This window comes from Flavobacterium sp., from assembly GCF_043778725.1.
In the GTDB taxonomy this organism is placed as follows: domain Bacteria; phylum Bacteroidota; class Bacteroidia; order Flavobacteriales; family Flavobacteriaceae; genus Flavobacterium.
On sequence record NZ_JAYWFT010000125.1, the window covers coordinates 14,762 to 35,163 of the forward strand.

At 30.2% G+C, this 20,402-nt stretch carries 26 protein-coding genes; 15 read left to right on the forward strand and 11 right to left on the reverse strand.

The window, feature by feature from the left end; translation table 11 throughout:
• Nucleotides 1–20 precede the first annotated feature (20 nt).
• The 5 genes from ACH2CG_RS11940 to ACH2CG_RS11960 all read right to left on the reverse strand — a co-directional run bounded on the left by ACH2CG_RS11940 (nt 21) and on the right by ACH2CG_RS11960 (nt 2,872).
• Nucleotides 21–548: an ORF6N domain-containing protein gene (locus ACH2CG_RS11940; RefSeq protein ID WP_395065468.1), complete on the reverse strand. Its 528-nt coding sequence runs from the start codon at nt 546–548 to the stop codon at nt 21–23.
• 25 nt (nt 549–573) lie between these two features.
• Nucleotides 574–1,887 carry a phenylacetate--CoA ligase family protein gene (locus ACH2CG_RS11945; protein WP_395065470.1) on the reverse strand — a complete coding sequence of 438 codons (1,314 nt, stop codon included), beginning with the start codon at nt 1,885–1,887 and terminating at the stop codon, nt 574–576.
• Nucleotides 1,888–1,890: 3 nt separating this feature from the next.
• Nucleotides 1,891–2,295, reverse strand: coding sequence for a putative toxin-antitoxin system toxin component, PIN family (locus tag ACH2CG_RS11950; protein ID WP_395065472.1), 405 nt, complete (start codon nt 2,293–2,295; stop codon nt 1,891–1,893).
• Between the two features lie 3 nt (nt 2,296–2,298).
• Complete coding sequence (locus ACH2CG_RS11955) at nt 2,299–2,523, reverse strand: hypothetical protein (RefSeq protein ID WP_395065474.1); 225 nt, start codon at nt 2,521–2,523, stop codon at nt 2,299–2,301.
• A gap of 91 nt (nt 2,524–2,614) precedes the next feature.
• Entirely contained in the window at nt 2,615–2,872 is a 258-nt protein-coding gene (locus tag ACH2CG_RS11960; RefSeq protein ID WP_395065476.1) for a HigA family addiction module antitoxin, read from the reverse strand.
• Nucleotides 2,873–3,082: 210 nt separating this feature from the next.
• Between ACH2CG_RS11960 and purD the strand changes: the two genes are divergently transcribed.
• Nucleotides 3,083–4,357 carry a phosphoribosylamine--glycine ligase gene (gene purD, locus ACH2CG_RS11965; RefSeq protein ID WP_395065478.1) on the forward strand — a complete coding sequence of 425 codons (1,275 nt, stop codon included), beginning with the start codon at nt 3,083–3,085 and terminating at the stop codon, nt 4,355–4,357.
• On the opposite strand, the gene ACH2CG_RS11970 is transcribed toward purD, so the two are convergent.
• On the reverse strand, nt 4,349–4,579 hold the full coding sequence (locus tag ACH2CG_RS11970; protein ID WP_395065480.1) for a uracil phosphoribosyltransferase: 231 nt from the start codon (nt 4,577–4,579) through the stop codon (nt 4,349–4,351). The genes purD and ACH2CG_RS11970 overlap by 9 nt on opposite strands.
• A gap of 136 nt (nt 4,580–4,715) precedes the next feature.
• On the opposite strand from ACH2CG_RS11970, the gene ACH2CG_RS11975 reads away from it, so the two are divergent.
• Nucleotides 4,716–5,645: a DUF6427 family protein gene (locus tag ACH2CG_RS11975; protein ID WP_395065482.1), complete on the forward strand. Its 930-nt coding sequence runs from the start codon at nt 4,716–4,718 to the stop codon at nt 5,643–5,645.
• Here ACH2CG_RS11975 and upp read toward each other — a convergent pair.
• The gene (gene upp / locus ACH2CG_RS11980) at nt 5,640–6,293 is read right to left on the reverse strand and encodes a uracil phosphoribosyltransferase (protein ID WP_395065484.1); all 654 of its coding nucleotides are present in this window, start codon (nt 6,291–6,293) and stop codon (nt 5,640–5,642) included. The two genes, ACH2CG_RS11975 and upp, sit on opposite strands and share 6 nt — an antisense overlap.
• A gap of 67 nt (nt 6,294–6,360) precedes the next feature.
• On the opposite strand from upp, the gene ACH2CG_RS11985 reads away from it, so the two are divergent.
• A complete protein-coding gene (locus tag ACH2CG_RS11985; RefSeq protein ID WP_395065486.1) occupies nt 6,361–6,966 on the forward strand; it encodes a DUF4254 domain-containing protein in 606 nt (201 codons plus the stop codon).
• 138 nt (nt 6,967–7,104) lie between these two features.
• Complete coding sequence (locus tag ACH2CG_RS11990; RefSeq protein ID WP_395065606.1) at nt 7,105–8,106, forward strand: glycosyltransferase family 9 protein; 1,002 nt, start codon at nt 7,105–7,107, stop codon at nt 8,104–8,106.
• 103 nt (nt 8,107–8,209) lie between these two features.
• Here ACH2CG_RS11990 and ACH2CG_RS11995 read toward each other — a convergent pair whose 3' ends face one another.
• From ACH2CG_RS11995 to ACH2CG_RS12010, 4 genes are read right to left on the reverse strand one after another with little or no spacing between them, the layout of a single operon-like run.
• On the reverse strand, nt 8,210–9,079 hold the full coding sequence (locus ACH2CG_RS11995; protein ID WP_395065488.1) for a DUF6602 domain-containing protein: 870 nt from the start codon (nt 9,077–9,079) through the stop codon (nt 8,210–8,212).
• 28 nt (nt 9,080–9,107) lie between these two features.
• Entirely contained in the window at nt 9,108–9,416 is a 309-nt protein-coding gene (locus tag ACH2CG_RS12000) for a hypothetical protein (RefSeq protein WP_395065490.1), read from the reverse strand.
• A 49-nt stretch (nt 9,417–9,465) separates the two neighbouring features.
• Nucleotides 9,466–9,858: a hypothetical protein gene (locus ACH2CG_RS12005; RefSeq protein ID WP_395065492.1), complete on the reverse strand. Its 393-nt coding sequence runs from the start codon at nt 9,856–9,858 to the stop codon at nt 9,466–9,468.
• Nucleotides 9,859–10,911 carry a 2Fe-2S iron-sulfur cluster-binding protein gene (locus ACH2CG_RS12010; protein ID WP_395065494.1) on the reverse strand — a complete coding sequence of 351 codons (1,053 nt, stop codon included), beginning with the start codon at nt 10,909–10,911 and terminating at the stop codon, nt 9,859–9,861.
• Nucleotides 10,912–11,032: 121 nt separating this feature from the next.
• Between ACH2CG_RS12010 and ACH2CG_RS12015 the strand changes: the two genes are divergently transcribed.
• The 11 genes from ACH2CG_RS12015 to ACH2CG_RS12065 all read left to right on the forward strand — a co-directional run bounded on the left by ACH2CG_RS12015 (nt 11,033) and on the right by ACH2CG_RS12065 (nt 20,402).
• Nucleotides 11,033–12,502, forward strand: coding sequence for a DUF5687 family protein (locus tag ACH2CG_RS12015; protein WP_395065496.1), 1,470 nt, complete (start codon nt 11,033–11,035; stop codon nt 12,500–12,502).
• A 74-nt stretch (nt 12,503–12,576) separates the two neighbouring features.
• Nucleotides 12,577–13,275 carry an ABC transporter ATP-binding protein gene (locus ACH2CG_RS12020; RefSeq protein WP_395065498.1) on the forward strand — a complete coding sequence of 233 codons (699 nt, stop codon included), beginning with the start codon at nt 12,577–12,579 and terminating at the stop codon, nt 13,273–13,275.
• Nucleotides 13,276–13,439: 164 nt separating this feature from the next.
• Nucleotides 13,440–16,292, forward strand: coding sequence for a gliding motility protein (locus tag ACH2CG_RS12025; RefSeq protein ID WP_395065500.1), 2,853 nt, complete (start codon nt 13,440–13,442; stop codon nt 16,290–16,292).
• A 4-nt stretch (nt 16,293–16,296) separates the two neighbouring features.
• On the forward strand, nt 16,297–16,698 hold the full coding sequence (locus ACH2CG_RS12030; protein WP_395065502.1) for a polymer-forming cytoskeletal protein: 402 nt from the start codon (nt 16,297–16,299) through the stop codon (nt 16,696–16,698).
• Complete coding sequence (locus ACH2CG_RS12035; RefSeq protein ID WP_395065504.1) at nt 16,667–16,894, forward strand: AtpZ/AtpI family protein; 228 nt, start codon at nt 16,667–16,669, stop codon at nt 16,892–16,894. Before ACH2CG_RS12030 ends, ACH2CG_RS12035 begins: the two co-directional genes overlap by 32 nt.
• Nucleotides 16,895–16,902: 8 nt before the next feature.
• On the forward strand, nt 16,903–17,298 hold the full coding sequence (locus ACH2CG_RS12040; protein WP_395065506.1) for a hypothetical protein: 396 nt from the start codon (nt 16,903–16,905) through the stop codon (nt 17,296–17,298).
• A 118-nt stretch (nt 17,299–17,416) separates the two neighbouring features.
• Entirely contained in the window at nt 17,417–18,568 is a 1,152-nt protein-coding gene (gene atpB / locus ACH2CG_RS12045) for a F0F1 ATP synthase subunit A (RefSeq protein ID WP_395065508.1), read from the forward strand.
• Nucleotides 18,569–18,601: 33 nt separating this feature from the next.
• On the forward strand, nt 18,602–18,799 hold the full coding sequence (atpE, locus tag ACH2CG_RS12050; protein ID WP_395065510.1) for an ATP synthase F0 subunit C: 198 nt from the start codon (nt 18,602–18,604) through the stop codon (nt 18,797–18,799).
• Nucleotides 18,800–18,879: 80 nt separating this feature from the next.
• Nucleotides 18,880–19,380, forward strand: coding sequence for a F0F1 ATP synthase subunit B (locus tag ACH2CG_RS12055; protein WP_395065512.1), 501 nt, complete (start codon nt 18,880–18,882; stop codon nt 19,378–19,380).
• On the forward strand, nt 19,380–19,913 hold the full coding sequence (gene atpH, locus ACH2CG_RS12060; RefSeq protein WP_395065608.1) for an ATP synthase F1 subunit delta: 534 nt from the start codon (nt 19,380–19,382) through the stop codon (nt 19,911–19,913). Before ACH2CG_RS12055 ends, atpH begins: the two co-directional genes overlap by 1 nt.
• Nucleotides 19,914–19,919: 6 nt before the next feature.
• Complete coding sequence (locus ACH2CG_RS12065) at nt 19,920–20,402, forward strand: hypothetical protein (RefSeq protein WP_395065514.1); 483 nt, start codon at nt 19,920–19,922, stop codon at nt 20,400–20,402.

A 20,402-nucleotide genomic window follows, 5' to 3' on the forward strand; every position in this document is an offset into this window, starting at 1 on the left:
AGATACCATTGTTGTGTTATTTATTTTTTGTAACCAATTTTCGTTCTTGGTTTAACATCTTCTTCTTTCTCTGTTAATTCATCCAAATAACTAAAAACCAATTCAATATTCTTATCGTGATTTTCTAATTTCTTTTGAATCTGTAATATGTCAATTTTCAAATCGGTAGTATCCATAAGCATTTGACGAACTTTAGTAAATATTCTCATAATTTGAATGTTGGTCTGAATAGCTTTATCACTATTCAAAACACTTGATAACATTAAAACTCCGTGTTCGGTAAAAACCATTGGTAAATATCGTAAACTCATCTTTTCAGAATTGGAGGTCGCAAATTGCGACCTCCAATTTTCGAATTCTGATTTACTAAGTTCAAACATGAAATCTTCAGGAAATCTAGAAATATTTCGTTTAACTTGTTCTTTTAATCGTTTAGTTTCAATCCCATAAAGCGTTGCTAAATCTCTGTCTAACATCACTTTTTGATTTCGGATAAAGTAAATTTTATCTGAAATCGTTTCTTCTGAAATAATTAAATTTTGGCTCATATAGTTATTTTAAATGGTTTATATTTTACTTCATCATCGAAACAAACTGCTTCAATTTTCCGCTTTTGCTGCGTTGTAATTTTTCTTTTCTTGTAAATGTAAACTTCAAACCATTTTCTAAATAAGTGGTAATTGCTTTTTCAATAGTTAGAATTTGACTTTCTGTTAACGCATTTTCACTTACATATTCCACTTCAAAAGTATCGATTTTTGTTTGTTTAATCACAAATTCTTTTACATTTCCGTCGTCTTCAATAATGCTTTTGGTTACGTAGTAAAACGTCAATCCTGGTGCTTTTTTTCCGCTTGGAAGAATGGCAATATCGTTAGTTCGTCCAATTAATTTTTTCAGAATTGGTTTTTTGAACGTGCTTTTCTCATCAAGAATTCCAACATCGCCAATATCATATCTTATAAATGGATGCGCTTTATTGTACAACGAAGTAATCACAATTCGACCTTCTTTTCCGTTTGGAAGAACGTTATCATTTTCGTCTAAAATCTCTACAAATAAGGTTTCCGAATTTACTTGCCATTCATCATTGGTGTTTTGAAAAGCAATTAAATCAAGTTCGGAAGCACCGTATTCATTGATGATTGGAACTCCAAATTGTTTATCCATTAAAATTTTATCTTCTTCAAATAACATTTCGGAAGTAACGACACAACATTTCAACGTTGGACAAACTGAAGTTAAAACAATGTTTTTCTTTTGAAGAAATTTAGCAAATAAAACTATAGAAGAAGTATAACCATTTATGTAATCGAACTGTTTATTCTGAAATTTTAGCAACACTTTTTCAAGAATTTCATCCGATAAATCAAAAATTGTAAATCGATAACTGTTCTTTAAAAAATCCTTAATTCGTTCTTTTTTGTTTCCGATAAAATCCAGTGGAATTCCGTAAAAACGTGCTTGAAAAGACGAATTAAAATCAATTTTGAACCATCCAAATCGGTTGATTATGTTTGCCCAAGTCAAGGCGTGACAAAATTTATCTTTCGCAAAAATAAATGGATCGCCACTAGAACCAGAAGTTTTGTTTACATAAACATTTTTAATTGTAAATCCTGCGGAAAGTCTTTCGGATAAAGGTTTTTGAAAATCTTTTTTGGTCATTATCGGAAGCTGATTCCAATTATTACATTCAGATTTCCCAACAAATTCTTGATATGACTTGTTGTTTTTTAAGTGATATGCAACAATTTGTTTTCGTTTCAAATCGATAAAGTTTTCATAATCGATATCAGAAATGGATTGAATTTTTTCAAATTCAGCAGTTGCTTCCTTCATTGGAAAACCATTTAGCTTGAGCGATAAATTGAAAAGGTGGAACATTATTTAAAGTTTGATTTTTTTAAATGCTAATGTGTCCAAAACAATGACTTTAGGAAAATCAATTTTTTTCAATAAATTAAAGTCACTGTCGTGAGTTACTATAAAATCTGCATTTGCTGAAATACAACAATCTACAAATTTATTATCGTCCTCATCCTGTAATAAATTAAATTTATAGTAATTCGTAATGAATTCAACATTTGGCAAATTTTCTAGAACACCAAGGGCATTTTCACTCGCTAAAATTCCCATATTAAATTCAATTATTTCAGCATATTCTGCTAAAATATCAGTGGTTACGCAAAGAATATAGTTGCCTTCAAGTAGGTTTTTAAAGATCCAATGTAATTTAGATTTACTTGAAATAGCTACCAAAAGAACATTTGTGTCTAAAACTATTTTTTTCAATTTCTATTTAGATTTTCGCATTTTGGTTTGAAGCAATGCGTCCACTTTTTCACCATTCCATTTTTGCTCATCCCAAACCTTATTTGCTTGATTTATTAGCTTGTCTGCAAAGAAAGAGGCAAGCGTTTTTTTTAAATCTAGTAAATCACTTTCGGGTAAATTGTGTGAAAATGTTTTTAAAAGTTCGAGCTGAACATTAGTAAACGGTTGTTTTAAAATAGATTGCATATATGTTATGTTGAAATATATAGTAAATATAAATAATTTATTTTTATGCCAAGTTTTTATCTAAAAATCTTTTTATTGACTTTATTTCGGTTTATTTAGATTCTTTTCCTTCTTCAATATCAAAATCATCTTGAAGTCCAAGCCAAAATTTCGCGAAATTTCCAAAATATTGACTTAATCGTAAAGCTGTATCGGCAGTGATTCTGCGGTTACCTTTAAGAATTTCAGAAATTTTGGTTTGCGGAATTTTCAAATCTTTAGATAATCTATAAGCGCTAATCTCTAAAGGAATTAAAAATTCTTCTTGTAAAACTTTGCCTGGATGTATGTTTTTTAGTTTTAAAACCATTTTAAAGGATTTTCATCAAATTTATAAAAGACCAATTACATTTGTGGTATTATCAACAACTTTTTTAAAAACATTATTTTTTTTATTCAAAACAAACTATTTTTGCACGACAACTAAACAGAACAAGTTTTAGAAAAAATTTCTTTACAATTAAAACAATCAGTTTAAATTAAAAAGAGATTCTGAAACAAGTTCAGAATAAACAACACAATGACAATTTTACTACTTGGATCGGGCGGAAGAGAACACGCATTAGCATGGAAAATGTTACAATCTAACAAATGTTCTAAACTTTTTGTTGCTCCAGGAAACGCTGGAACATCACAAATTGCTACAAATGTTGCTCTAAATATTTTAGATTTTGATGCCATAAAAACATTTTCACTTGAAGAAAAAGTAGAAATGATTGTTGTTGGTCCAGAAGATCCATTGGTTCACGGAATTTATGATTTCTTCAAAAACGATGCTGCTTTAAATCATATTCCTGTAATTGGTCCATCTAAAGTTGGTGCGCAATTGGAAGGAAGTAAAGAATTTGCTAAAGAATTTCTTATCAAACATAAAATTCCAACTGCAGCTTATGATAGTTTTACAAAAGAAACTGTCGAAAAAGGATGTAAGTTTTTAGAAACATTACAACCGCCTTATGTTTTAAAAGCGGATGGTTTGGCTGCTGGAAAAGGTGTTTTGATTATTCAAGATTTGGAAGAAGCTAAGTCTGAATTAAGAAATATGTTGGTTCATGAAAAATTTGGATCAGCAAGTGCAAAAGTGGTTATTGAGGAATTTCTTGACGGAATTGAATTAAGTTGTTTTGTATTAACCGACGGAAAAAATTACAAAATTCTACCAACGGCGAAAGATTACAAACGAATTGGCGAAGGCGATACTGGTTTAAATACTGGTGGAATGGGAGCAGTTTCTCCGGTTCCATTTGCGGATGCTGTTTTGTTGGAAAAAATTGAAACCCGAATTGTAAAACCAACAATTGCTGGTTTGCAAAGTGACGGAATTGAATATAAAGGTTTTGTTTTTATTGGATTGATAAACGTTAAAGGCGAACCAATCGTTATAGAATACAATGTAAGAATGGGCGATCCAGAAACTGAAGTCGTGATTCCGAGATTGAAAAGTGATTTAGTGGAACTTTTTCAAGCTGTTGGAAATCAAACATTAAACGAAGTTTCATTAGAGATTGATGAAAGAAGTGCCACAACAATTATGGTAGTTTCTGGTGGATATCCCGAAGATTATGATAAAGGATTTGAAATTACAGGATTAGAAAACATTGTAGATTCTATTGCTTTTCATGCCGGAACTACATTAAAAGACGGAAAAGTTTTAACTAATGGTGGTCGTGTTATTGCCGTTACATCATTTGGCGAAAGCTTTCAAGAAGCCATAAAAAAATCTTATCAAAATATAGACAAGCTACATTTTGATAAGATGTATTTTAGAAAAGATATCGGTTTCGACTTATTTTAAGAACGAATGTGCCGTTGTATCTTGGTTTTCTGTTCCAGCTTCGTCAAAAATACGCAGTTGTTTAATCCAGTAAATCATATAATAGGCACAAACTCCCATTAATGTCCAGCTAACAATGTTTGCCAACCACCAATTATCTAACTCCAATGCGCGTAACCAATCTAGTGGTTTAAAAAGAAAATCAACAAAAAGTGATTGTATTGCTTCAAAAAATGCTTTCATCTCATTAAGTTTTATTAATTATTTGTATTCGATGTAATTCGCTATTGAGTATATTTTATTTAAAAAACTTCTGTATAGCTCATTTCATCTTTAAATAGATATTATATTTACATCCACAAAAGTATAAAATATCCGCATGATAACAAGTGTTTTTAAAAAATCTACACCAATTAATTATTCTTTTATTGGATTATTAATGATTTTATTCTTTTTTGTATTCCAATTTCAGGATACAAAATGGACGAATTCTCTTGTTGAAATAGTTAAAAAGATAGGATTGCTTGCGGTAATTTTCGCATCATTATTTATTTCTAATTTTATTGTAAAGAAAAATGCATTGACTAAGGATAGTGGTTATACGCTGTTTTTTTATTTTTTATTTTTGCTTTTTTTCCCCAATGTTTTAAATAATTACAACTTGGTTTTGGCTAATTTTTTCATCCTTTTATCGATGCGAAGATTGGTTTCATTGCAAACATTAAAAGCGCCAAAAGAAAAAATATTTGATGCTGCACTTTGGATTTTTGTAGCAAGTTTATTTCATTTTTGGGCAATTATCTTCATTTTACTAGTTTATATATCAATAATTTTCCATGTTTCTAGAGATTACCGAAACTGGTTAATTCCTTTTGTAGCTCTTTTTGTAACGGCTATTATTTTTGTTCTTTATGCATTATTGATTGATAAGTTAGCAATAAATACCTATTTACAATCGGAAGTGATGAATTATAGAGTAGATTATTTTACAAATAAATATCAAAATATTGCGCTCTCTATATATGCCGTTTTTGCAGTGTTTTTTATATTTCCGTCTATTTTTTCTTTAACAAACAAGCCTTTAAACTTACAAGCATCTTATAAAAAAGTACTTTTTGCCGCGTTGTTTGGTATTGTGATTTTTATAATTTCGAATAATAAAAGCAATGAAGTTTTGATTTTCACTTTTTTACCAATGGCAATAATGGCAACCAACACCATAGAATATTTGCAGAATAAAATTCAACAAGAAATTATTTTAGCAGTTTCTATTCTTTGCGGACTGTTTTGCTTCTTTTCGCAGTTATAATTTACTTCCGTAGGCTAAATCTCCTGCATCGCCAAGTCCTGGAATAATGTAATTTTTCTCGTTCAATTTTTCGTCAAGAGCCGCAACCCATAAGTGACAATTATTGGGCAAATTTTCTTGTAAATAGGCAATTCCTTCAGGTGCAGCAATTACTACTGCAATGTGAATTTCTTTAGGTTTTTGTTCTAAATGTAATTTGTTTAAAACAGCAACAATTGATTGACCTGTTGCCAACATTGGATCAATTAGAATTAAATTTTTATTTTCAAATGATGGTGCGGCTTGATATTCAACTAGAATTTCAAAATAATCATCGTTGTTTGGATGATTTCTGTAAGCAGAAACAAAACCGTTTTCGGCATTGTCAAAAATATTCATAAACCCAGTATGCAAAGCCAATCCGGCACGAAGAATGGAACACAAAACCACATTATCTGCAATGGTTGTTGTATGTTTAATTCCGAGTGGCGTTTGTACGTCAATTGCTTTATATTCTAGAGTTTTGCTCAACTCATAAGCCATAATTTCGCCAATGCGTTCGATATTTTTTCTAAAACGCATGCTGTCTTTTTGAATGTTTACATCACGAATTTGAGCCAAAAAATGGTTAAGAATACTATTGTTTTCAGAGATGTAATGTAAGTTCATAAAGTTTCAAGTTTCAAGTTTCAGGTTAAAAGTATAAAAACTATCTTTGCAAATAAAATTAATCATTATGTTTTCAAAATTTGCCTATTCTATATTTGAACAAAGTATCAAGGATTATCATGTTAATGATAATGTAAATCAGCCTATTGCAAATCCGTATCCAAAGGAAAAAATAGAACATTTATTGTATTTTAAAAATTGGGTTGACACGGTGCAATGGCATTATGAAGATATTATTCGTGATCCAAATATTGATCCGGTTGCAGCATTGACTTTGAAAAGAAAAATTGATGCTTCCAATCAAGAACGTACGGATATGGTGGAATATATTGATAGTTATTTTCTTCAAAAATATACAAATGTTGAAGTAAAATTGACTGCAAAAATCAATTCAGAATCTCCAGCTTGGACTTTAGATAGATTGTCAATTTTGGCATTGAAAATTTATCACATGAACGAAGAAGCAACTCGTGCAGAAGCTTCGCAAGAACACAGAGATAAATGTCAAGAAAAACTAAACGTACTTTTGGAACAGAGAACTGATTTATCAACTGCAATCGACGATTTATTGACCGATATTGAAAACGGTGATAAATTCATGAAAGTGTACAAGCAAATGAAAATGTACAACGACGATGATTTGAATCCGGTTTTGTATCAGAATAAGAAGTAATCAAACAAAAATTTCGAACCATTAAGGTATTAAGAAAAATTAAGACATAGCTTAATGAACCTTAATACCTTAATGGTTTTAAAAAATAAAATTTTGTCACAAAAAATTCAACATATCGCCATAATCCGACTCTCTGCGATGGGCGATGTTGCTATGACAGTTCCTGTTATTAGAGCTTTTGTTGAGCAAAATCCACAGATTAAAGTTACTATAGTTTCTCGTCCGTTTTTCAAACCATTTTTTGACGGAATTCCCAATCTTACTTTCTTTGAAATAGATTTAGAAAAACGTCACAAAGGTTTTCTAGGTTTGTTGCGATTGTATGCCGATTTGAAGCAATTAAATATTGATGCCATTGCCGATTTGCACAATGTTTTACGTTCTAAAGTTATAAGAACATTATTTGCCTTGAGCGGAAAAAAAGTAGCTTTTACAGACAAAGGAAGAAGTGAGAAAAAAGCATTGACGCGTGCCGAAAATAAAGTTTTCAAACCATTAAAATCCATGTTTGAAAGACATGTTGCTACGTTTACTAAACTTGGTTTTTCTGTTGATTTATCTTCACCAAATTTTCCTAAAAAAGCGATTTTATCGGATGTAGTTTTATCTGTTTCTGGTGAAAAGAAAAATCAAAAATGGATTGGAATTGCGCCATTCGCTCAATACGAATCGAAAGTGTATCCACAAGATTTAATGCAAAAAGTAATTCATGAATTGGCATCGCATAACAACAATAAAATCTTTCTTTTTGGTGGCGGAAATAAGGAAATCGAAATCTTAAATCTGTTTTCTAAAAATAAAGAAAATGTAATTGTCGTTGCAGGAAAATTAAATCTAGAACAAGAATTACAATTAATTTCCAATCTTGACGTAATGCTTTCAATGGATTCTGGAAACGCTCATATTGCTGCGATGTTGGGAATAAAAGTTGTTTCACTTTGGGGTTCAACACATCCGTTTGCAGGTTTTTCTCCGTTTAATCAACCTTTAGAAAATAGTTTGGTTTCGGATAGAGAGAAATATCCATTATTACCAACTTCGGTTTATGGGAATAAAAAAGTTGTAGGTTATGATGATGTTATGAGGAGTATTTCTGTGGAGAGTGTTTTGGAGAAGATTGATTTGGTTTTGAACCATTGAGGTATTAAGTTTTACTGAATGGTTTACCGTGTCGCGAGATTGCGAAATGTGAAAGTGAACTTACTACAAAATTCGCAATTGCTAGAAAAGCTGTTGGGCGCAGTTATTTTTTTATAATTTGATTTATCATATTTGCCCAAGGCATTCTTCCTAATCGAATATAATCAATAGCATGAATTAAGTATGCTAAAAATAACCCATATGTTAGGTTTTCTGCTATATGAACTCCATAAAAATTTTCTTTATCAGGCAACGAAAATATTGTTTCGACTCCATCACTCTTACTTTCATCATAATAATGACCTGTTGCTAAATAGTTAGATTTCCCCATTATAATCAGTTCTGGATTGAAAATTGATTTATCTATATCTTTTGAAAACAATAATTTATTTATTTCATTTTTGTCTGTTATTCTGTTTGTTGGGTTTTCAAAAGCTACATATCTACTAATAATTGCTGTAAATATTGGGTTTCTATGTTTTGGTAAATGGTCGCATTTTATATCATTTTTAAATTCAGGTAAATGAGGATCAATTTGAAAAATTCCAATTTTTGATCTTTGCTCACATAATTCTTTAATTTTTTTGACTTGTGAAACCGCATTATTAACACTCGATTTTGAAGTTAAATTACCCAAAATTATTGTATGTTTAGCTTCTATATATGCATAAACAGCTTCAATTGGTATTTGTTCTTTACGAGAAAAATTTTCTTTATCATTTATTCTTAAAGTTGGAAATCGTTCTTGGTCATAAATAATAATATCATCTCCAGCCATTTCGCCTGATTCAGATACTACAAAACCTCTACAAATTCCATATTTTAAAGGTAAAAACGAACGTAATATTTCACAAATTGCTAATTCAAATTCTATTCCGTATTCGAAACCATAAGTTCCAGATATGTCATCTAATCTTCTATTGAATTTTTCTGATAAAGTTCTAATGTAATTATTATATAGAAGTTGTTCCATATTTCGGTTTTTTATAATTGAGCCCAAATCACAAATATATCTGATTATCACGACAAATCTCCAAAATATAACTCTTTAAATTAGAAATAGTTTCTTGATAATTTGGTGCTTCATAGCCAAAACGCTCGTGTTCTAATTGTTCTTTTTCGATGGCCTTGCAACCTTTTATAACTTCCTTAATCATATCGAGTAGGATTAATTCTTTGTTTTTGTTTTTTTCAAATTTAAAATCCACCAACTCGTCTTCCAACTTTTCACAATAATCCAAAAGCTCTTGAACTTCTGGTTCGTCCAAAAGATCTTGAGCTTTTTTAAATATTTCGAGTTTGTTTCGCATAGTTTAAAAACAAGGTTAATTTAAAATTGAAATCTAAAAAATCTTTTATCTAAAGGATATGATCATTTTTACCACTCCATGAAAATACTTCATATGTAACATTTGGTTCTTTTTCAATTTGTGAAACATTATTAATTAATGTAGTTTCAAACCAAATTTTATTTTTATTAGCAATAACCCAAAGAATGGAATCTTTAAAAATATTATTAAGTATGTATTTTAGTTCTTCAAAATTATCAATCGAATAGGCAGAATTTTCAAAATGATTTTGTATCCATATAGAATTATCTTCCAGAGTAAGGACTACTAGATTGCCTATTTTTGCATTATTAAAATTTGTAATGTTCAATAGTAATAATTCGTCATAACTTTCATTTTCAAAAATTAAATCAGGATAATTTAAGAGAAATTCAATGTAAATATTTTTTGAAAAACTATTCATTTAGACATCATCATAATCAACAACAATTTCACTTGATGTTGGATGTGCTTGACAGGTCAAAATTAATCCGCTTGCGACTTCTTTATCGGTTAGTATGGAGTTCTTTTTCATTTCTGCACTTCCCGATTTTACTCTTGCTAAACAGCTGCTGCAAATTCCGCCTTGGCATGAATATGGTGCGTCAAGTCCTTGTTTTAATGCAGCTTCAAGTACAGTTTGCTTTTGCGACATTTCAAAAGTTGCTTCGTCACCATCAACTAAAACTGTGATTTTAGTATGACCATCATGAGATGCAGCAGCAGTATTTTCTACAGAAGAAGTAGAGAAAAGTTCGAATTTTATATTTTTTTCGGCAACATTATGCTCTTTTAAAACATCAGAAACTAAATTAATCATTTCTTCTGGACCGCATAAATAAAACTTAGAAAATTCTTTTTCTTTGTGTTTGTTGTTCAGTACAAAATTCACAATGGATTTGTCAATTCTGCCAAAAAGTTCGTTTTCAACTTTAGTTTGACTGTAGACAAAATGAGGAAAAAAGCGTCCTACATAGTGTTGTTGTAAATCGTGTAATTCTTGATGAAAGATAGTTTCTTCGGGTGTTTTGTTTCCGTAAATTAGAACAAAAGTGCTGTCTTTTTCGTTTTTTAAAACCGATTTTAAAATCGACATTACTGGTGTAATTCCGCTTCCGGCAACAAATGCAGCATAATTTTTTAGTTTGTCAACTTGAGGTTCAAATGTAAATTTTCCTTCGGGTTGACCAACTTCTATAAGATCACCAACTTTTAAATTCTCGTTAGCAAATTTAGAGAAATTACCATTTTTTACCGACTTAATAGCTATGCGCAATTCACCACTATCTGGCGAAGAACAAATAGAATAAGCACGACGAATTTCTTGTCCGTCAAGCGTAAGTTTTAAGTTAATATATTGACCTGCAATAAATTGATAAGCCGATTGTAATTCGGACGGAACATTAAAAACTACAGAAACCGCATTTGGAGTTTCGCGTTTTACTTCTTTGATTTGTAATTTATAAAAAGCTGACATTTAGTTATTTTTTTACAAAGGTAAGAAATAGCAAGGATTTTCAAATTATTGAAACTTTAAAATTGTGTGTAACATTTTAATACATTTATAAACTAATTTATAAACTAAAAAACAACAAGCAATGTTCAAACATTTTATTAACCTCGAATGGAAATCGTTTCTTCGATCGGCTTCTTTTAAAACCAATTTGGCGCTAAAAATATTTATGATTCTTGGAGCGCTTTATTTTATTGCAATTTTTTTGCTTTTAGGTTTCGGAATTTATCCAATTCTTGAAGATATGGGATTGCCTCCTTTTCCTACAGTAAACAAATTTCTAATTTATTATTTTGTGTTGGATTTGGTAATCAGGTACTTTTTACAGAAATTGCCAGTAATGAATATTAGACCTTTGCTAACATTGCCAATAAATAGACATACGATTGTTCATTTTACACTTGGCAAAACGGCTTTGTCATTCTTTAATTGGGCACACGCTTTTTTCTTTATTCCGTTTTCTATAATGCTTATAATCAATGGATTTTCTGTTGTGCACATCCTTTTATGGCATTTGGCAATTGTAGCTTTATTTTATTCTAACAATTTTATAAATGTGCTTATCAACAATAAAGACAGCGTTTTTTATTCTGTTTTAGCAATTGTTGCTGGTTGTGGCGCAGCTCAATATTATAAGGTTTTTGATGTAACAAATTATACGTCACTGTTTTTTAATGGTTTGTATTCATCAAGTTATTTGTTTTTAATTCCAATTTTGGTTGTTGTTGGGTTGTATTATTTGGCTTTCAATTATTTTAAAAGTAATTTAAATCTCGACGAAGGGTTGGCTGCAAAAAGCGATATCGCTAAAACAGAAAATTTTACTTGGTTGAACCAATTTGGAACTTTAGGAACATTCTTAAAAAACGACATCCGTTTATTAAAAAGAAACAAAAGATCTAAAACAACCGTTATTATGAGTTTTGTTTTTCTTTTTTACGGATTGTTATTTTTCACCAATTCAATTGAAGCTTATAGAAGCCCTATGATGCAAATTTTTGCTGGGATATTTGTTTCGGGCGGATTTCTATTCACCTTCGGACAATTTGTACCAAGTTGGGACAGCGCTTATTATCAATTAATGATGAGCCAAAATATTCAGTACAAAGAATACATCAGTTCTAAATGGTGGTTGATGGTTATAGGAACAGTAATTTCAACAATTTTAGCGTCATTTTATTTATATTTTGGAGTCCATACATACCTATTAATTGTGGTTGGGGCCATTTTTAATATTGGTGTAAACTCACATATAGTAATGCTTGGCGGCGCATTTGTTAAAACTCCAATTGATTTATCTACAGGAAAAGGAGCTTTTGGAGATAAGCAAGCGTTCAATATAAAAACGATGTTAATTGCTATTCCAAAACTACTACTACCAATGGCAGTTTATGCTTTAGGATATTATGTTTTTTCACCAAACATTGGATTATTATTTGTTGCCTTAGCTGGAATTATCGGATTTGCTTTTAGAAATTATGTTTTTAATCTAATAGAAAAAATCTATAAATCAGAAAAATACGCAACCATTGCCGCTTACAAACAAAAAAATTAGTATTCAGTTTCTAGTATTTACATAAAACCAAACTCATAAACTTTTAAACCATAAACTTTTAAACATTTTCAAAAATGATACAAGTAAACAATCTTTCAAAAACATATACCAACGGAGTTAAAGTATTAAACATAACCAATCTTGAAATTCCAAAAGGACAAAGTTTTGGTTTGGTAGGAAATAACGGTGCTGGAAAAACCACCTTTTTCAGTTTGTTGTTAGACTTAATTCAACCAAGTTCAGGATTTATAAAAAACAGCGATATTCAAATCAATACAAGTGAAGCTTGGAAACCATTTACAGCAGCATTTATTGACGAAAGTTTTCTTATTGGATATTTAACAGCCGAAGAATATTTCTATTTTATTGGCGATTTACGAGGTCAGAATAAAGCCGATGTTGATGCACTATTAGCAAAACACGAAGAATTTTTTAACGGAGAAATATTAAAAAGCAAAAAATATTTAAGAGATTTATCAAAAGGAAACATGAAAAAAGTGGGAATTATTGCCACTTTAATTGGAAATCCAGAAGTTGTAATTCTTGATGAGCCATTTGCCAATTTAGATCCAACAACAGTAAACCGATTAAAAAAAATAATCAAAGAATTGTCTGATAATCCTGAAGTTACTGTTTTAGTTTCATCACATGATTTGGTTCATACGGTTGAAGTTTGTAACAGAATTGTAGCTTTAAATAAAGGTGAAATTGTAAAAGACATTGAAACATCGCCAGAAACATTGAAAGAATTAGAAGCATTTTTTGCAGTATAATTTTAATTTAAAAATTATAAAATCCGTAAAACATAATTTTGTTTTGCGGATTTCTTTTTTAAAAAAAGCATTATTTTTTTCTCCTTATCAAAAAGAAGTGTATTTTTACCAGTCAATTATACTAAAATTAACCTTTTAGAGTTAATTATAAAAACGTTTTTACATTGAAAATCAATATTCTTAAATACACATTTATAACAGGATTTGTTGTTTTTTTTGTAGCTTGTTCTACAAAGAAAAACACTTTTGTTTCAAGAAATTATAACGCATTAACCACAAAGGATAACATTCTTTACAATGGAGGAATTGCGCTCAATAAAGGAATTGCCGATTTAAAATCGCAATACAAAGATAATTTTTGGGAAACGCTTCCTGTAGAAAGAATGCAAATTGTTCAAGATCAATCTACTGAAAACAAGGTCAAAAATCCAAACTTTGAAAGAGCCGAAACCAAAGCAACAATGGCCATTCAAAAGCATTCTATGAACATTGGCGGCTCTGAAAAAAATCCACAAATGGACGAAGCGCATTTAATGCTGGGTAAATCACGTTATTATGAACAACGTTTTGTACCTGCATTGGAAGCTTTTAATTATGTTTTGTACAAATATCCTAGTAGTGACAAGATTTACGAAGTAAAAATTTGGCGAGAAAAAACCAATATGCGTATGGATAATGACGCATTAGCGGTTATTAATCTTAGAAAATTATTAAAAGAAATAAAATTTAAAGATCAAATTTTTGCCGATGCAAATGCGACTCTCGCTCAGGCATTTTTAAACTTGAAAGAAAAAGATAGCGCAGTTGCCAAACTTAAATTAGCAACAGAATTTACAAAATCTGACGAAGAGAAAGCACGTTATCATTTTATTTTAGGGCAAGTTTATGAGCAAATGGGTTATAAAGACAGTGCTTTCGCCAAATATCAAGAAGTTATTGATATGAAAAGAAAATCGGCACGTCAATATGTAATTCAATCACATGCAAGACAAGCACAACAATTTGATTTTGAAAAAGGCGACACCGTTGCTTTCATTAAAAAATACAATTTCTTTTTAAAAGATAGAGAAAACAGACCATTTCTAGACGTGCTAAACCATCAGATGGCATTGTTTTATGATAAATTAAAGAAGCCCGAAGTTGCAAAAAAATATTATAATTTGTCTTTAAAAAACAAATCACAAGATATTTATTTGATAGCATCCAATTATAGAAATCTTGCAGAATTACATTTTAATAAAGCGAAGTATGTAACTGCAGGAAAATATTTTGACAGTACATTAACGGTTTTAAATCCGCGAACTAGAGAATATAAATTGATTGCTAAAAAGAGAGAAAATCTTGAAGATGTAATCAAATTTGAAGGAATAGCACAGCGTAATGATAGTATATTGAGAGTAGCATCGATGTCTTTATCAGAAAGAGAAAATTATTATAAAGAGTATATTGAAAACTTAAAAAAAGAAGACAAAAAGCAACTAGAACTTGCAGAAAAACAAGCTAAAGAAAAAGAACAAATTGCAATAAATTCTGGCGATGAATTGAAAGGAAAAAAAAGCGCTACTAATGATTTTCAATCTAGTAATAATGTACCTACTAAGATAATAACTACCACACCACTTATTTCCAACTCCAACTCTGGAAGCACATTTTATTTTTATAATCCTACAACTGTAGCTTACGGAAAAGTAGAATTTAAGAAAAAATGGGGAAATAGAGCCCATGTTGAAAACTGGAGATTATCTAAAGAAGCAGTTAAAGATGCCGCAACAGATGATATAACCGATGCATCAGAAGGCAATGATAAAACAAAACAAGTTGAAGAAAAATATACTACCAATTTTTATTTAAAAAATATTCCATCATCTGATAAAGCTCTTGATAGTATTTCAAAAGAAAGAAATTTTGCATATTACCAACTGGGTAGTATCTACAAAGAGAAATTTAAAGAATATAAAAGAGCAGCAGAAAAACTAGAGAAACTTCTAGGCAATAAACCAGAAGAACGCTTAATATTGCCGTCAATGTATAATTTATATAAAATTTACGAAATTATAGATGCAAGTAAAGCCTTGGCGATGAAATCTAAAATTATTGCACAATATCCAGATTCGCGATATGCGCAAATTATAAGCAATACATCTTTAGAAAACCAAATAAGTTCTACGCCAGAAGTGGCTTATGATGCACTTTATAAAGAATACGAAAAAGGATTGTATAGAGAAATATTGCCCAAAACTGAAGTCGCAATAGAACAATTTACTGGAGAAGAAATGTTGCCAAAATTTGAATTGTTGAAGGCAAACCTTCTTGGAAAATTAAAAGGATTAGAAGCGTTTAAAAAAGCGTTAAACTTTGTTGCGCTAACTTATCCAAACAGTGATGAAGGAAAAGAAACAGAGCAATTTATAGCCAATAGAATTCCTTATCTAGAATCGTTATCTTTCAATTCTGAATTTCCGTTGTCCTGGAATATTTTGTATAAAGCTGATAATCTAGACGATAAAAACACAAAAACGTTATTAGAAAAACTAAATAAATTTGCCAAAGAAAGAACAATAGAAACCTTATCAATCTCTACAGATATTTATACTATTGATAAAAACTTTATTGTTATTCACGCAATAAAATCACTTGAAAATGCCAAGGGAATAGCTCAAGTTTTAAAAGAATTTAAAGAATATAAAATTCCAGATACAGCAGTAATTATTTCTAGTGAAAACTATAAAGTAGTTCAAATAAAGAAAAATATTGATGAATATATTTCTGGCGATTGGTTAAATAAAGAGATTGTCCCAATACAGAGAAATATTGTTGTACCACAAGCAAAACCAGAGAAAAATTTAAAAGAAGCAGAACAAGCGTACGATAATAAAATAAAAAATAATCAAACGCCAGCAGTTAAAGGAAAAGAAAACCAAAATCAAGCGCCAGTTAATCCGATGGAAACCAAGGATGATTTACCGCCCAAAAGCATGATGCCACCAACACCAGACATGCAACAGAAAAAACCATAAATTTATGTTTGATAAAAAACCAAAATCATATACCGATTTATTAGGTAAAACTAATAGAATAGTAGAAGGAACGACAATAAAAGGTGATATTTCTTCTCCTGCAGATTTTCGTTTGGATGGACATTTAATAGGTGATTTTGAGTCTAAAGGAAAGCTAGTTATTGGACCAGCAGGAAGCGTGAAAGGCAATATCATTTGTAAAAATTGTGACATTGAAGGCAAATTTGACGGAAAAATTCATGTCAAAGAAATCTTAAATCTTAAAGCAAAAGCCGTCATTCACGGAGAGGTAATTTGCGGAAAATTAGCAGTAGAACCTGGAGCAGAATTTACAGCAACTTGCACTATGAAACCACATATAAAAAACCTTTTACATGGACAACCAGTCGAAGAAAAAACAGCGTAATAAATGGTTGGCATTAATAAATATTCCTATACAAATGGGCGTAATTATTTTTGTGTTCGCTTATGCAGGAAAATGGTTGGATGAAAAATATCCAAACCCTAAAGAAATCTGCACCAAAATAGTAACATTACTAGGCGTTTTTCTTGCATTATACAACGTTTATAGACAAGTAAAAGATCTTGGCAACTCAGAATAATAATTCGAATGAAACTTCAACTATATAAAACCCTAATAGCTACTATATCTATTTCAATTGTACTTTTTTTTATCAATAAAATAATTTTACAAAGCGAATTTTTTTATACAAATTTTAGACTGTTTAGCACTACATTAGAATTTGTATATTTTATTTTAACACTTTTTTCTGTTTTAATTTTGTCCACATCAATTGTTGTTAATTCAAAGAATAAAGATGTTGTAGGAATGACATTTATGCTTATGACTACAGTAAAAGTTGGTGTTTTATACTTTGTTTTTTCTAAAATTGTGCCATCTAGTAATGAAAATTCTGTTGAAAGAATTAATTTTTTTATAGTATTTATTCTTTTTTTAGCAATGGAGACGTTAATAACTATTAGATTATTAAATAAAAAGCAATAATCAATCGTTAAATCTGCAAATTCTACTAAAAAAATATTTTAATCTACTTGGAATATTAATAAAAAATGTACCTTTGCACCAAATTTTAGAAACCTTAAAATTTAAGTAAAATAAAGTTATGGTGATTTCAAAAAAACCACTCCATTTTATCGCGGCACTTTTAGTAGCATTTATGCCATTAGTTTCAAGTGCAATTCCTACAAGTGATTCAACATCTGTTGAGGTTCAAACTGTTGCGAAAACGGCTGAAGCTTCTCATGAAGAAGTTGAAAAGACACCAGAAGAGGAAAGAGCTGAATTTATTCAACATCACTTATTAGATTCTCACGATTTTCATTTATTTTCTTATGGAAAAGAGTCAGGTCATGAAAAGCACGTTGGCATTCCTTTGCCAGTAATTTTATGGCAAGATGGATTACATTTTTTCATGTCATCTGAATTCCATCATGGCGAAGCAGTTGCTGAATCAAACGGAAAATATTTTGCTATAAATCACCATGATGGTATGATTTATAATACTGATGTAAAAGGAACTTTTAACGTTAATGAAGAACATCATACTACCAATACTAAACCTATTGATTTTTCGATTACCAAAAGTATTGTAATGATTTTGATTGTTGCTTTGATTATGCTTATAGTTTTTAGAAATTTAGGTAAATCCTATGTTAAAAATGGTGGAATTGCAACCGGAGCAGGTAGGTTTTTTGAGCCTTTAGTTTTATACATAAGAGACGAAATAGCTATCCCTAATATCGGAGAAAAACATTATAAAAAATACATGAGTCATTTGTTGACGGTATTTTTCTTTATATGGTTTTTAAATATGTTTGGTTTAACTCCTCTTGGAGTAAATGTAACTGGTAATATTGCAATCACTGCTGCTTTGGCAATTATTACTTATTTAATTACAACTTTTACAGCCAATAAAAATTATTGGGGACATATTTTTTGGATGCCAGGTGTGCCTGTACCAATGAAAATTATTTTAGCACCTATTGAGTTTTTAGGAACAATCATTAAGCCATTTTCATTAATGATTCGTTTGTATGCTAATATGCTGGCAGGACATGTTGTATTAATGAGTATTATTGCATTAATGTACACTTTTAATAGTCCAATCGGAAGTCCTTTGTCTTTCATATTGGCCTTCGTATTGTCAATATTAGAGATTTTAGTAGCTTTATTACAGGCTTATATTTTCACTATGCTAACCGCATTATATTTTGGTGCGGCTAAAGAAGAGCATCATCATGAGGATGCTCATTAATAAATTGAATGTTTAATTAAATATATATACATTATGGAAGGAACTCTTAACCTTGTTGGAGCAGGATTAATCGTTATCGGTGCTGGTTTAGGTATTGGTAAAATTGGTGGATCTGCTATGGATGCAATTGCACGTCAACCAGAAGCTTCAGGAAAAATTCAAACAGCTATGCTTATTGCAGCAGCTTTAATTGAAGGTATTGGTTTTGCAGCGTTATTCGCAGTAAAATAATTAAAACAAACAATTGTTGTAACGGTTGGTTACAACAATTGTTTATTAATTTTGAAATTCTAATTTAAGAATACATATATATGGAAGAATTATTAGGTCAGTTTTCGGTTGGATTGTTCATCATGCAAACAGTTTTGTTTGTTGGATTAATCCTTTTATTAAAAAAATTCGCTTGGAAACCTATTCTTGACGCTGTAAACGAAAGAGAAGAAGGAATTAAAAATGCATTGCTTTCGGCTGAAAATGCTAAAAAAGAAATGCAAAATCTTAAATCAGATAATGAAAAATTATTAGCTGATGCAAGAGCTGAGCGTGATGCTTTAATGAAAGATGCTCGTGAAATCAAAGATAAAATGATAAACGATGCTAAAGTTGAAGCCCAAGCAACAGGTGAAAAAATGATTGAACAAGCGAAAGCAGCAATCAATAGCGAGAAAAATGCAGCTATGGCAGAATTGAAAAATCAAGTTTCGTCATTGTCATTAGAAATCGCAGAAAAAGTATTAAGAGACGAATTATCTAACAAAGATTCTCAAACTAAATTAGTTGAGAAAATGTTGGGTGACGCTAAATTAAACTAATCAATATGTCAAGAGCAGCGATTAGATATGCCAAAGCAATTTTAGATATTGCACAAACTTCAGGAAAAGCTGACGCAGTTAATAACGACATGAAATCGATTGTTAATGCTGTAGCTGAAAGTCCTGAATTGAAAGATTTTTTATCAAGTCCAGTTATTAAAATGGAGGTTAAGAAATCGGCTGTATCTGAAATATTTTCAAATGTTCAAGCAGAAACCAACAGTTTGTTTCACTTGTTGTTAGAAAATAAAAGATTTGAAATTCTTGCTTCAATAGCTATAGAATACACTAGATTATTTGACGAAAGTAACGGAATAGAAGTTGCCAAAGTAACTACAGCCTTCCCAATTACTCCAGAATTAGAAACTAAAGTATTGGCTAAAATTGCAGAATTTTCAAACAAAAAAATCACAATTGAAAATATAGTAGATCCAGCAATCATCGGTGGGTTTATATTAAGAGTTGGTGACAAGCAATACAATGCCTCTGTTGCTAATAAATTAAGTGAATTGAAACGTGAGTTTGCAAATTAATTTAGTATGAAAAACATCAAAAATATTGTAACTGCTTTAGTTTTACTTTGCTCATTTGCAACTTTTGGTCAAGATATAAATTTCAAAAAAGGAATTGTTTCTATTGATGGAAAAGAATGCTTAAAATATGAATCTGATTCTAACAATGTAAGTTTTCAAAACCTTAAAGGCGAAGATGTAATGATATTGAAATACTTGAGACCAGATACTACTCAAGAGTCATTATACATTAAAGTTATTTTCGTTGAATCTCATCAAGAATTTACTTCTAAAAGCTATATTTTTACAAAAAAAGTATTGATTGAGAAATTATTAAAGTCTAATACTTTAGTTGATTGTGCTTTAAATGAAGAAAAACTATCAACTTTTATTTTAAAATATGATGAAAAAGTTGAAGACAGATTAAATAAAAATACCAATACAACTAATACAGTTATTATAAAAGAAGAGCCAAGAAGATCAGGCTTAAACATAAATTTAGGTAGATAA